The 12,966-nt window shown below is 26.0% G+C and carries 14 protein-coding genes; 2 read left to right on the top strand and 12 right to left on the bottom strand.

Annotation, left to right across the window (positions count from 1 at the left end; all coding sequences use genetic code 11):
- Positions 1 to 43 precede the first annotated feature (43 nt).
- The 11 genes from VN21_RS11550 to VN21_RS11505 all read right to left on the bottom strand — a co-directional run bounded on the left by VN21_RS11550 (position 44) and on the right by VN21_RS11505 (position 10,338).
- On the bottom strand, positions 44 to 799 hold the full coding sequence (locus tag VN21_RS11550; RefSeq protein ID WP_046823412.1) for an alpha/beta hydrolase: 756 nt from the start codon (positions 797 to 799) through the stop codon (positions 44 to 46).
- Between the two features lie 136 nt (positions 800 to 935).
- The gene (locus tag VN21_RS11545) at positions 936 to 1,469 is read right to left on the bottom strand and encodes an ECF transporter S component (RefSeq protein WP_046823411.1); all 534 of its coding nucleotides are present in this window, start codon (positions 1,467 to 1,469) and stop codon (positions 936 to 938) included.
- Positions 1,470 to 1,482: 13 nt separating this feature from the next.
- Complete coding sequence (locus tag VN21_RS11540; protein WP_046823410.1) at positions 1,483 to 2,625, bottom strand: pyridoxal-phosphate-dependent aminotransferase family protein; 1,143 nt, start codon at positions 2,623 to 2,625, stop codon at positions 1,483 to 1,485.
- A 282-nt stretch (positions 2,626 to 2,907) separates the two neighbouring features.
- Positions 2,908 to 3,798 carry a fascin domain-containing protein gene (locus tag VN21_RS11535; protein WP_046823409.1) on the bottom strand — a complete coding sequence of 297 codons (891 nt, stop codon included), beginning with the start codon at positions 3,796 to 3,798 and terminating at the stop codon, positions 2,908 to 2,910.
- Positions 3,799 to 3,936: 138 nt separating this feature from the next.
- Positions 3,937 to 4,167, bottom strand: coding sequence for a YgjV family protein (locus tag VN21_RS11530; protein ID WP_046823408.1), 231 nt, complete (start codon positions 4,165 to 4,167; stop codon positions 3,937 to 3,939).
- A gap of 48 nt (positions 4,168 to 4,215) precedes the next feature.
- A complete protein-coding gene (locus tag VN21_RS11525) occupies positions 4,216 to 4,908 on the bottom strand; it encodes a DUF3298 and DUF4163 domain-containing protein (protein WP_052952054.1) in 693 nt (230 codons plus the stop codon).
- A gap of 103 nt (positions 4,909 to 5,011) precedes the next feature.
- Positions 5,012 to 6,115, bottom strand: a complete 1,104-nt coding sequence (locus VN21_RS11520) for a sensor histidine kinase (RefSeq protein WP_161794390.1) — start codon at positions 6,113 to 6,115, stop codon at positions 5,012 to 5,014.
- 326 nt (positions 6,116 to 6,441) lie between these two features.
- The gene (locus tag VN21_RS11515) at positions 6,442 to 7,347 is read right to left on the bottom strand and encodes a YkvI family membrane protein (protein ID WP_052952053.1); all 906 of its coding nucleotides are present in this window, start codon (positions 7,345 to 7,347) and stop codon (positions 6,442 to 6,444) included.
- A gap of 232 nt (positions 7,348 to 7,579) precedes the next feature.
- On the bottom strand, positions 7,580 to 7,738 hold the full coding sequence (locus tag VN21_RS18680; protein WP_161794389.1) for a hypothetical protein: 159 nt from the start codon (positions 7,736 to 7,738) through the stop codon (positions 7,580 to 7,582).
- A 37-nt stretch (positions 7,739 to 7,775) separates the two neighbouring features.
- Positions 7,776 to 9,017 carry a peptidase U32 family protein gene (locus tag VN21_RS11510; protein WP_046823405.1) on the bottom strand — a complete coding sequence of 414 codons (1,242 nt, stop codon included), beginning with the start codon at positions 9,015 to 9,017 and terminating at the stop codon, positions 7,776 to 7,778.
- A 190-nt stretch (positions 9,018 to 9,207) separates the two neighbouring features.
- Entirely contained in the window at positions 9,208 to 10,338 is a 1,131-nt protein-coding gene (locus VN21_RS11505; protein ID WP_046823404.1) for a GIY-YIG nuclease family protein, read from the bottom strand.
- A 201-nt stretch (positions 10,339 to 10,539) separates the two neighbouring features.
- On the opposite strand from VN21_RS11505, the gene VN21_RS11500 reads away from it, so the two are divergent.
- Positions 10,540 to 11,367 (top strand): sulfurtransferase, encoded by an 828-nt coding sequence (locus VN21_RS11500; protein ID WP_046823403.1) that lies wholly within the window; start codon positions 10,540 to 10,542, stop codon positions 11,365 to 11,367.
- A gap of 71 nt (positions 11,368 to 11,438) precedes the next feature.
- The gene (locus VN21_RS11495) at positions 11,439 to 11,969 is read left to right on the top strand and encodes a hypothetical protein (protein ID WP_046823402.1); all 531 of its coding nucleotides are present in this window, start codon (positions 11,439 to 11,441) and stop codon (positions 11,967 to 11,969) included.
- A gap of 103 nt (positions 11,970 to 12,072) precedes the next feature.
- On the opposite strand, the gene VN21_RS11490 is transcribed toward VN21_RS11495, so the two are convergent.
- Entirely contained in the window at positions 12,073 to 12,816 is a 744-nt protein-coding gene (locus VN21_RS11490; RefSeq protein ID WP_046823401.1) for an FtsZ/tubulin family protein, read from the bottom strand.
- Positions 12,817 to 12,966 lie beyond the last annotated feature (150 nt).

Here is a 12,966-nt window from a genome sequence, read left to right as displayed (position 1 = left end):
TAAAAAAGTACTATACTAAAATTAATTTTAGTATAGTACTTTTTTAACTATTAATAATTTCATCATTTTTAAATTCTATAAAATCTATTATTCGCTTAAAAACCTCTTCTTTTTTAGGCCCTAATGTTAAACTATGAGTTGCATCATCAATCCAGTATAATTTTTTATAATTACTATTTATCCCATTATATAATGCATACGCACCCTCTTTTTTCACCTGTGAATCATTTTTATCTTGAAGAATTAATGTTTCTGAATCTATATTCCTTAGGCAACTACTAGCTGATCTTGATGCGAGGTGTAATTGATGAACTGCATGTAATGGAAAAACGCTATAATGTAATCTATATTTATCACAATCGTCAGTTTTTTTTGAATTAGATATATCCCAACCCGTATATTTTTTAAAATATTTTAATACACCTGTATATTTAACTAATCTATTATTAGGCTTAATAGCGCATGCTAATAATATTAATTTATCAATATGATAATTGGATGCTAGAATAAGTGCTAAAAGTCCTCCCATAGAATGACCAATTACAATAACTTTTTCACATTCAAATAACAATTCTTCATATGCACTTTCAACATCATTGTACCAATCTATATAAGATACTTTTAGTAATTCATCATGAGTTGTACCATGGCCACTTAAAAGAATAGAATTTACTGTATAACCTTTATCGTTTAAGACTTTAGCTAAAGGATACATTTCTGCTGGTGTACTTGTAAATCCATGTATTAATAAACACCCTATATTATTACCATTAAATTTATACGATTTTTTTAAATCCAATGTACCACTTCTCCCTTATAACATCAACTTTAACATCGATTTCCTGATTCACTAAAATTATACCATTTATTGGTATATCTTACAATTTTAATATAACTAAAAAAGACTATATCATTTAGATATAATCTTTTTATTACTATTTAATATATCTTTTTAAAACTTTAGATATAGGAATTCCAATTATTATTCCAACAACTATCTGAGTTATATTTCCTGGTATAGACCCTATCGGTTGAATATAATTTCCATATAATATGCATTCTGTTATATAGTATCCTATTACCATCCATACTCCAGAAATACTTATTGCTATTATATTTGTTATTACGCTATTACCTTGCTTGTTTTTAGACCATGCTATACTCCCAATTATATATCCCATTACTCCTCGTATAATAAATGTAAATGGTGCCCATATAGCCCATTCTGACAATAAGTCAAATAAAGCCATTCCAAATGCTCCTGAACATGCCCCTTTTTTATTTCCAAATACTATCGCTGATATAAAGAGCATAGTATTCCCTAAATGCACTAACCCTCCATTTGATGCTATAGGAAGCCTTATGTTAATAAACCTAGTTGCTATAAATACTAAAGCTATAAGTAAAGATGTTTCAACTATATCTTTTGTTGTGAATTTTTGTTTATTTTTAGTAGTTACAGATTGCATCCAAATTCTCCTTTTATTCATAGTATTTATTAAATAAATTTACCAAACATCCATTTCCTTCAAATCCCAAATTGGTTAAGCTTTTCTCCAAAATATTTAAAATATATATTATACTTTCTAGCCTTGCATTTTCACCCATATGCCCTAATCTTAATAAAGAATTTTTATATTCTCCTAATGAAGTCCCTATGACTACATTATATGTATTCAAAATATAATTCACCAGATTTAGTGCCCCTATTTCTTTTGGTATTTCTATAGCTGTTACAGTGTTAGAAAATCCTGACTCAAGAAACAATTTTAACCCGTATTCTGATAATGCTCTTCGAGTTGCTTTAGATATTTTTTCATGCCTAGTTATAACATTTTCAAGCTCATCTTCAATTATATTATCCACAGCTTTTCTTAAACTTAATATGTCACTTATAGGCATTGTATATGGAAAATGTTTATTTTCATAATAATTATCCCATATACTTAAGTTACAATAAAATCCAATTATATTTGTTTTTCTATTTTTTATAGACTTTTTAGCTTCTTCACTTAAACTTACTATCGTTAACCCTGGTTGAGCCGACAAAGCTTTTTGTGATCCACCAAGAATAATATCTATTTTCCATTCGTCAACTAAAAGCTTTTCTCCAAACATCGCTGCTACAGAATCTACAACTGTAAGTATATTATGTTTATTAAGAAGTGGACATATTGTGCTCAAATCATTCAAAACGCCGGTTGGAGTATCACAATGCACTATTGTTGCAAATTTAAAATCATTATCGTATTCTAAAAATTTTTCAAGTTCATCTGTATTTATACTGTTTCTATGATCTTGGCTAAAAAGGACTACCTCGCCACCGTACATACTCACGAAATCTTTAAACCCATTACCAAATATCCCATTATCTATAACTAGTACTCTATCTCCTTTTTCAATTAAAGAAGCGCAGGCTGCTTCAAGTCCAAGTATTCCTTCTCCACATAATAAATACACATCATTTTCTGTTTTTATAAGATTAGCTAAAGCGTCACAAGTTTCTTTATAAAATTCAACAAAGTCTACATCAATATCTGGATTTGTAGTTTTTATAAATCTAGCTTGTCTTACATTTTCTCTTACATTAGTAGGCCCTGGTGTATATACTATTTTATTGTTCATAATGAAAATATCCCCCTTTTGATTTAAATCTATGTTTTGATTGTATATTATAAAAGACAATAACGATACAATTTTTATAAAATTTTAAAGTTTTTACATTTTGTATCCATACAATTTTAATCCTAAAAAAAATAGATGCATTATGCATCTATTTTTTTAGGGTTAATGTTTTTGTTTTTAGGGTTGTATTATTACTTATTTGGGAGGTATATCCTATATTTAAATAATAATGCACTTTTATGAATTTAATATGAACTTAATATGAATAATTTAAAAAATTATCTAATTACCAGGTCTAACAGATTTATAAATATTGAATTTACTACTTTCTGTTATTTCTTTTGAATCTGCAATTAAATATTTGTCTGTATCTCTAACTCTTACAATATTTCCATCTATCGTTTTCAAAACTCTAGAAAGATCTCCTATGTTTTCTCCTCTAAATAGTGAAGCTTCTTCCATTTTTTTCGTATCAGCTATTAATACGCCACCTTCTCCTACCCTTACATAATATCCTTTTGAGCTTTGTATAATAGCATTACCATCTAAAAATTGTAAAATATTAAATTCCTCATTATCAGTTTGATTAAACTCAGTTGCAGATAAGTATGATCCACCACCATCTATTGCTGTAACAAATCTTTCTTCTGATACAGAAATCATTACTATATCTGTGTACTCTATTTTAGTTACTTCTTTAATTTTAAAAGATGTTCTTTCGTTTTGAATTAAATCGGTAGCTACTAAATATCCATTATTCTCTACTTTTACATAATACCCACCATCTGATTTTAATGCTACCTCTTTATCATTTATAGGCATTAAAGTAAATATTGTTGCATTTTCCTTTTCTGAAACCGATGCAAATAAAAAATCATTTTTAGAATCTATTTTAATATAATATCCTTCTTGAGTTTGAATTAAAACACTGCCATTATCTACATCTTGTAAAATAAATCTATCTGATAATTGACTATCTTCCTTATTAGCTATCAACCTATCATCTTCTCCATTTACAGATACATAATTTTCATTAAAAGTTGATTTTATAGTTACTAATTTATTTCTGTTATCATTTAAGTCCCTTTTTGCTTTCTCATAAGTAAGTTTACTTATAAGTCCTTTTTTATATAAATACTTAAAATACATCAAGTGTATGTTATTTTCCTTCACGCTAAAACCCCCTACATAATTTTTATAATAAGTTCTATTTTTAATATATGAAATGTCTATATTTTTGTTTCTATTTGAATTTTATAATTGATAAAATAAAATGACCTATAATAAAAAATTATAAGTCACTTTATTCTATCAATTTTTTTCCCTTGATAACTTATATAAATTATAAAAATTAATAAGCACAATAAGAAAATTTGATATAGCTACTGGGTATGCATTTACACTTACACCATAGATAACAAATAAAATGCATCCTATAGAGTTTATTACTCTAAGTTGAACTATAGATGTCATCATTAGTGAAATTACTATAAATACAGAAGCTAAATATCCTACATATTCAATTGGGGCAACACTAAACATAAAACTACTCCTTTTTATATAATTATGATTAGTGTTACTTTTTTTATTTTATTGTATGCATATATATTTAAGGTTTAAATATTGTTCAATTTCTTTTAAGGGTATATTGAATTTAGGAATTGAAACATAGTATGGAGCTATTTCATAAATTTCAAAATATACTACTAAGTTATCATCTGTCATATAAAATTTTTGATTGTCTTTTATCCCTTTAAATCCTTCATTTCCTTCAAAAAATAGTTCCTTATTTTTTTTAATGCAACTTTCTATATAAGGATTTATAATTTTTTTATAATCTACATCTTTATTAAATAAATCATTTAATAAAACTTGTTCTCCGGTATTTAAATCATAATTATAAGATTCCAAGTAAGTCATCCCATGTGCTCCACCAGTAAACTCGTAAAACTCAACAGGTATACTTATTAAATTATTTTTATCATAAGTTACATCAAAGTTTGAGTAGCCTTCGTATTTAAATTTAACATCTCCATTTTTATAAATTTGCTTATATTTTAACGATTCTTTCTCCAAATTTTCTTTAAATTTAATGATATCATTATAAATTAGTGTATTTATATTTTGGATTGTTCCCTTATTGTAATCATTATTGTAAATATATTTAGGGTAAATTAAAATCTTAGGATACGTAATTTCATATTTTAAAAACTCACTTTCTTTTTTTAATAGGTATTCCCCTACACAAGAATTATTAATTTTACATTCAGTATTATTATCCATATAAAACCTCCTAAGTAATAGATTCTATAATAAAGTATGTTTAATCTACAAATTTGTTTAAACTTAAAATTAAATGCTTTGGTTGAATAAAAAAAAGAGCGTTTTACGCTCTTTGCATTATAGGTATTTGAATACTAAATTCAGTTTCTATATCATCACTATAAACCTCAATATTACATTTGTGAGATTCTAGTAATTTTTTAATTGAGTACAACCCAAATCCTCTATTTTTACCTTTTGATGAGTATCCTAGTTCAAAGATTTTTTTTATATCTTTAATCTTGCTACCGTTATTTTTTATAGAAATATTATGGTAGTCTATATCACTATAAATATCTACATGTATATATTTATATTCTTTATTATATTTTTTTAATTCATCTATAGCATTATCTATTATATTTAAAATTACTGAACTAAGTTCTGAATCTGATAGCTCTATCCCCTCTAACAAACTATCTATACAAGCAGTTAATTGTATATCATATCTTAAAGCTCTTCTCTTTTTAGTATTTAAAATTGCATCCATATATGAATTGCCTGTACAAAAACAACTTAATCCACTACTTGCATCCTCAGATAGTCCAAGTATGTATTTTCTAGCATCTTCATTTTTCCCGCTGGATACTTGCATCAATATAACTTGTAAGTGATTCATGTAATCATGTCTTTGCATTCTCAATGCATCAACAGTGTCTTCCATTTGCTTTAAGTTATTTTGCATAAGATTTTGTTGGATTTCATTTAAGGCTTTTCTTTTATTATAATTTATAAGTACTAATAACATTCCTGAAAGTATCAAAACAAACCCTGACATTAAAAATAACGTTAAAAATTGTGAAACCTCATATTTTAAATTTTTATTTTCATATACAATAAATACAACGATTCCAACAACGGTAATTATACACGTACTTATATAAAATATTAGTCCTTCTATTTTTTTACTTTTATATGATTTACTAGTGCTATCTATTTCCTTAATAAATTTTTTATACTTAAACATATTTATAAGCATAAACATAATAGATATAGGTATATAGTATATCAAAATTTTTAAAATTTGATTATTTAAAACATAATCCAGATTAACCCCTATAACGTTTATAAATGTTACAGATATTATCTCCAAGCAAAATAATGTTGATGCTGTGATTATGGTAGCTACTACACACCTTATAAATTTTACTTTTGAAAAAATCTGCATAATTGTAATTATTATACCAATCAAAATAATTGTACTTATACCCTTAGGAAAATTATTTTTTATAAAATAACATAAAATACAATATATCAGTGTCATATAAAATATTTGTATTCTTTTTATCCTTTTTTCTACTATTAAACTCAAAGATGTAAAAAATACTAATCCCTCAGGTACCCCCATGAAAATCAAGTCGACAATATCTATCTCCTCCACCCCCTTTAGTTTAAATATTAACATATATTTTCAAACTCTTCCATATTTAAACTAAACATTATACATTTATTTATATTTTGCTAATTTCCTATTTAAAACAAAAAAAGAAAGTGTTAACACTTTCTAAAAATTAAAGATATAATTATTAAAATTCCTATAGTACCTGATATAGGGTACATAAAACTTACAAGATATGAAAAAGGGAGCATACCTCCCATTATGCCTAATATAGTACAAAGTATAGCCATTATATTAAACCCTTTTGACTTTTCTAAATAACAACTGCTACATACATTCCAAAGAAGAGGAGCTGCTGTAGTATATATTCCAGCTATAAGTATTATAGAAAAAACATTACCGACTAATACAGAGATCTGCTTTGCCATATATAGTGTTGGAATTTCTTGATTATATGTATTTTGGATATCTGATAAAAGTGCTATGTTTATAAACATAGCAGATAATATAAGTATTAACCCACCTATAATACCTGCATATTTACAATTCTTTATATTATGTATAGTTTTTCCTGCTCCAACTAGAAATGGCGTTGCAAATATTATATTCAATCCACTATATACAAAAGCAGCCATAGGCCAGTTACTAACAGCTTTTGTCATTTTAAGATTACTTACTATATTATCTATATTATATAAATTTTCATAGTTAATACTTATAGTCATTAAGCTTACAACTATTGCAATTATTGCAATTATCGGACCTATACTTCCTAATATATCTACTACTTTATTCATACCTAATATAACAGATATCATAGTTATAATTGCAAGCAAGAATCCCCCTAAATTTTTATCTATTCCATAGTATTGGTTCATGGCTGCTCCAGCTCCTGCAATCATAACTATAAAGCTACAAAGCGAAAAAACCGGTATTATTATTTTAAATATACGTCCTAACTTATTTCCAAATAAATATAAAAATATATCATTGCTATATTTTAATTTTTTTGATTTTCCTATTATAAATAGCTTTGCACCACAATACATCATAATAATCATACATACAATTCCTGATAATATGCTTTTACTTCCTTGAGCTGAGAAAAATTGCAGTATTTCTTGGCCTGTAGCAAACCCGGATCCTATACATACAGATATAAATGCTCCTGATAGTAATACTATCTCTTTTATGTTTTTAGTAATTTTAACCCCCTCCTATATATTAGCACTATAGTACTAATATATAGGAGGGGGGCTATTTATATTACTCAATTCATTTAATTAATAAAAATTATAAAATCATTCCCATACAAACTATATTAAAGAATTCTTCATCTATATAAGTTTCATTTTTTAATACACCTTCTATTTCAAATCCACATTTTTTCTTTTGATTTGATGATATTGTTCCTATTCCTATTATTTTATCATCAACTAAAGCAAGTATCATAAAATTTTATATATCTATATTATTATTAATTTTTTTATTATAATACATTTATAGTTGTTATTGGCTTTCTTAACATATAATGTTCTTCAACCGGTATATCTAATTTCATTTTTACTATTTGTTTTGCATGTGGAGCAGATTCGATAGGCTCATTTTCTTCATTGTACATTTCTAAAATTTTGCCATACATAGTTTCTTTATATGGTCCTATTATTTCTATTTCGTCTCCTACAAACATTCTATTTCTTTGTTCAACTATAACTAGTCCACTTTCTTCTTCATGTCCTCTAACTACACCTATAAAATCATAGTTTCTTACATACGATGCAGATTCATAGTTTTGATCTCTAGTAGATGTTTTCCCTAAATAGAATCCTTCACTAAAATGTCTATGGCTTCCTTTTTTAAGTTCTTCTAACCACATCGGATTAAACTCCCAATTTTCAGGATCTTTTATATACTCATCTATAGCCATTCTATACGCTCTAACAGTAGTTGCTACATAATATGCAGTTTTCATTCTTCCCTCTATTTTAAAACTATTTATTCCACTTTCTATAATTTGCGGAATATAGTTTATCATACACATATCTTTTGTATTAAAGAAAAATTCTGCATCTACGTCATCTAAAACTTTTTCATATTCTCCATTTTCTTGTTCCTCAACCAATGTGTACTTCCATCTACAAGATTGTGCACAAGCTCCTCTATTAGCATCTCTACCTGTTGTATAGTTACTTATTACACATTTTCCTGAATAAGACATGCACATAGCGCCATGTATAAATGCTTCTATATCCATACCTTCCGGAGAGTTGTCTCTTATCTCTTTTATTTCTTCAAAAGATAGCTCTCTTGCCATAACAACCCTTTTTGCTCCTTGATTATACCAAAATGTAGCTGATGCAGCATTAGTTGTACTAGCTTGAGTACTTATATGTATTTCCATGTTTGGCACAACTTTTTTAACTACGCTAAATACTCCTGGGTCACTTACTATAACTGCATCTACACCTATTTCTTCAAGTTCTTTTAAGTAAGCTTCTAACTGTTCAAATTCTTCATTCCTAGGTATTATATTTACAGTAACAAATACTTGCTTGCCTCTTTCATGCGCAAATTTAACACCTTCTGCCATATCTTCTTTATTGAAGTTCTTAGCAGCAGATCTCATTCCAAATATTTCACCACCTATATAAACGGCATCCGCTCCATATATAAATGCTGTTTTTAATCTTTCTAAATCACCTGCTGGTGCTAATAATTCTATTCTTTGCATAGCGTCTCCTTTATAAGATATTATTATCTAAAATACCCTCTTTAAAATTAGTTGATTTATACTTATTTTTAAAGAGGGCTATATATAGTATTTTTTATTATATTTTAAATATTTAATTTATACCCATAAAATAGTTTCGATAATCTTTTTTAAAAAAGTATACTGAAACTATTTTATTATACCAAAGTGTCTAAATAAAATCTAGTTTGGATTTACTTTTTAAGTAATTATATATTGTACTAGCCATGTCTAAATCTTCTTTTTCTATACAATTTTTATTTTTTTCAATATGAGAATTTTCTTCAAAATATTTGTAGAAATGCTCTTTTAAACTTTTGTCATTAAAATCTTTTTTTACTACTTTTGAGTACATTATATCTTTTCCCTTAATTATATACACTTTTTTTCTAGTGTAATCAATATCTATAGATGTTATTATTACCTTTTTTGATTTCATATAATTTATAACTTCACTTCTACTTAAAATAAGTTCTATACAATCTAAGTTTTCTTTGTACTTTGACGCTCTTTCAAAATCCAACGTATTCACTGATTCTATTATTTTTTTATTTAAATCATTTATTAAGTCTAAATTTACGCCATTAAGCGTATCTATCAATTTATTTATAGAATAACTATACTCTTTATTGTTTTTGATTTTACATGGTGCCATGCAAAATCCTAAATCACTATTTATACAACATTTTAATTTATTACTACCTTTACATGTTCTTAATTTAAAGTATTTGCTCAAGACTTCTACTATGTTTTCTAATTTTTGAATTGATGTATATGGTCCAAAATATAATCCATCACAATCATTATCTGGAACACATTCCAAACATGGGTAATCTTCGTTGGTGCTTATTTTTAAATACGCATATTTTTTATCGTTTTTTAAAAGGGTATTGTACATAGGTTGTAGTTTTTTTATAAGCTTACATTCTAATACCAACGCATCTAGTTCCGTATCAGTTTCTATTGTTTCTATGTCATCTATAAATTTAATCATTCTTGTAATTTTTTTTGATGGATTATATGATGGTAAAAAATATTGAGATACCCTATTTTTTAAAGCTTTTGATTTTCCTACATAAATTATATTTTTATCTTTATCTTTCATAAAATATACGCCTGGTGTTTGAGGTAAAGATTGTACCTTATCTTTTAACTTCATATAAATCTCCTTTTTATGTTTGTGCATACATGTATTAAATTTATTTTCATCCATTAGATTATCTCTAACTGCTTTAGCTTGTTCTTTTGTTGATATATTTGCCCATAAAGGTATAAATCCTTCCGTGTTTTTTCCTCTATTCACTAATAGTTTATATTTATCCTGGTTAATTTGCAAATCATAATAATATCCAGTTTTAATGTTATAAATATTTTTGTTTATTTATTTTTTTTATTTTTAATACTTATTTCTACTAGGTAATTATATTCATATATCATTTAGTAACTACATTTTTTCCCAATTAAATGTTATTATTAAGTTATAAAAAATCTCGGAGGTGTGTTCATGAAAAATTTCGTTGATTGTTCTTTTATAGTTAATTTCAAAGATCCTATTTCTCTATTTTTAATAGATTGTAGATTCGATTTATTCGATGAGTTTTCAGGGTATAATGCCTATAAAGATTCCCATATTCCAAATGCTTTTTTTCTTGATATAAATAAAGATCTTTGTGGCTCTCCTAAATTACATGGTGGAGCTAGGCCTCTACCTGATAATGATATTCTTCAAAACAAATTATCTTCATTTGGAATTGAGCTTAACTCCACAATAATAGTTTATGATGAAAAATTATATAGTTCTCCACGCGCTTTTATTCAGTTAAAACATATGGGGTATAAAAATGTATATATACTAAATGGAGGTTTCAAAGCATGGAAAGATAATCATCTTCCTATTACAAATGAAATCCCTTCATTATTACCGCCCAAAACTTCTACCTTATCACCCAATACAAGTATGATATGTGATATAAATTATGTACGAGAATCAATTAAAAATACTAACATAGTTTTAGTGGATTGCAGGGATAATAGTAGATATACTGGAGAAATTGAACCACTTTATAAAAAGCCTGGACATATACCTAGCGCAATAAATATACCTTGGCATAATAATATAGATAACAATGGTTTTATTAAAGATTTAAATATCATTGATAAAAATTTTTCTATCTTAAAAAATAAAGAAGTTATCACTTATTGCGGATCCTGCATAGAAGCCTGTATAAATTATGCTTTGCTGGATGAATTATCTTATAATGCTAAAACTTATATAGGAAGTATGAGTGATTGGATTAGCTATGATGAAAATGATGTTGAGTCACTATTTTAGTATTTGATTTTGAAATATCTTTTTAATATGTTAAAATATCATAGTAAATTATAACAACAAAGGAGAAAGTCATGAAAAAAGAATTTTTAACTAGCGATAAAGTATTTTTACAAGAAAGTAAATTTGCTAATGTACTAATATCAAGCAATGGATATGTAGATTTCCATGAAAAACTATCTAAAAGCGATTTAGATTACAGCGATGATAAAGTTTTTGAAATAATGCCTAGTGCTTTTATAGATTTCAACCAACATTTATATGAAGATATAAATCATATGAATTCAATTAGTTGCGGTTTATATTTAGAAAGATCTTTAGTTACTTTTAGAATTTTCTTATGGGGTGCTAAAGGTGAAGGCTTCGAAATATTCAAACATGTTTTACGTGGTGATGAAATCGAATCTTTAAAATCTATAGATGATATGAAACAATATATATATATACATTTAGATGAATTAGAAGAAGGCATTTTAAAAACATATAGTATGTCTGCTATGCATTCTTTTGAACAACTTGGAATGGGAATAGAGAGTAAAAAACTTCCTTTACATAGCATACTTCAATTTATATCTATAGATAATAATATAGCTGATTTTAGATAATATTTTTTAAATCTAAATAACTTTATTATAAATAAAAAAATATAAGTTTTGCTTCCTAAATTCAAAGTAAATTTAAGTTGCTAAAACTTATATTTTTTATTAACTAGTTATATAATATTCCCATTCTTATCTTATCGTTTAAATTTTCATTTAAAGCAAGTGTGAATATTAAGTCACATTTTTCATCAATTTTACCTTTAATATTTTCTAACATTTCATTTAATATAAATAAGACTTCTTCAATTTTACAGTACTCATTTCCAAGGCTTATAAATACTATTCCTTTTTTCTTTGTTAATTCATCATTAGTTTTTATTATAGTGTCAAATAGCATATCTACTAATTCTTCTTTACTTGTTGAATTATTACTTTCTACAAACCCATGAGCTAAGCCTTTTTCTTTTGATAAAATTTCTTTTAAATCTGTTAAATCTATATTTATAGTACATTCTTCTGAAACAGATTCTACCATCATATCAATTAGCTCACATATCAAAGTAGCGTTACTGTCTCTCATTACAAACTCTGCATTAAAGTCAAATTCAACCTTCTTTTCATCTTGATTAACATCAATTCCAATCGATACAATTCTTCTCTCTTTTGCCATATAGTTTATAGCTTTTACTATATCACAAGTTCTTTGTTCTTTTGAATTATAAGTAATAAAAACTATTTCAATTTCATCTAAAATTTTAGCTGCATAATCTTTATCTATGTCTTGATTTATAGATATTTTTTCTGTATCTAATATCTCTTTATTATTTTTATAATTCACTATGTATTCAAGATTTTTTATACCATCTTCACTTACACCTATTATTTTTGCATACTTATTGTTAAAATTCATAATATTGTTGCTCCTTAATTTAATTAATAATTTTTAGTAGTAATAACCTTATTATTAACTTTCTATAACTTTCTAGTACTATATTACTAAAATTATGCATTATAGTAAAGTCTTAACTTTCATAAGTAATTTTACTTTTTAATCTTATTT

The organism is Paraclostridium benzoelyticum (assembly GCF_001006285.1).
GTDB classification, from domain to species: Bacteria; Bacillota; Clostridia; order Peptostreptococcales; family Peptostreptococcaceae; genus Paraclostridium; species Paraclostridium benzoelyticum.
The sequence above is the reverse complement of the archived record's forward strand: the minus strand, read 5'-3'. Positions and strand labels throughout refer to the sequence as shown.